Source organism: Morganella psychrotolerans (assembly GCF_001676055.1).
Lineage (GTDB): Bacteria > Pseudomonadota > Gammaproteobacteria > Enterobacterales > Enterobacteriaceae > Morganella > Morganella psychrotolerans_B.
Genome location: NZ_LZEX01000038.1, coordinates 1 through 681, shown reverse-complemented (window position 1 = coordinate 681; position 681 = coordinate 1). Strand labels below are relative to the sequence as shown.

At 47.6% G+C, this 681-nt stretch carries 1 tRNA gene and 2 rRNA genes; all 3 read left to right on the top strand.

Going from position 1 to position 681, the window contains the following annotated elements:
- Positions 1–82: ribosomal RNA gene (locus AYY17_RS15660) — 16S ribosomal RNA — on the top strand; the annotation flags it as partial.
- 83 nt (positions 83–165) lie between these two features.
- Positions 166–241, top strand: a tRNA-Glu gene (locus AYY17_RS15655).
- A 325-nt stretch (positions 242–566) separates the two neighbouring features.
- Positions 567–681 (top strand): 23S ribosomal RNA (locus AYY17_RS15650); the annotation flags it as partial.

Below are 681 nucleotides of genomic sequence, written 5' to 3'. Positions count from 1 at the left end.
GCTTACCACTTTGTGATTCATGACTGGGGTGAAGTCGTAACAAGGTAACCGTAGGGGAACCTGCGGTTGGATCACCTCCTTACCTAGTCGGTAGAGAATGTGAGTGTTCACAACAGATTGTCTGATAAAAGTACGAGCAAGAGTGCGTCTGCGAAGCTGACTAATGTCCCCTTCGTCTAGAGGCCCAGGACACCGCCCTTTCACGGCGGTAACAGGGGTTCGAATCCCCTAGGGGACGCCAGTTTTGCGCAGAGGAGTGAAAGTCATCTGCAAAAAGTAATGATTAAACTGATTTAATAAGTCAGGTTAATCATTATGCTCTTTAACAATCCGGAACAAGCTGAAAAATTGAAACAATCAATATTATCACCGAGGTAATATTGATGAGTCTCTCAGCCAATCAACTTTGAAAGCAATGACTTTCGAGGGGAAGCGAGCTAAGTAATTTCGCGAAGGCCAGCGCACAGCAAGCGGAGCATACTCAGGTATGTGAGCATTGCGAGCACTGCCCGACAATGAAATTATGACGCGCAGCGACCCGTCCAAAAGACATCTTCGGGTTGTGAGGTTAAGCGAATAAGCGTACACGGTGGATGCCTAGGCAGTCAGAGGCGATGAAGGACGTGCTAATCTGCGATAAGCGTCGGTAAGGTGATATGAACCGTTATAGCCGACGATTTC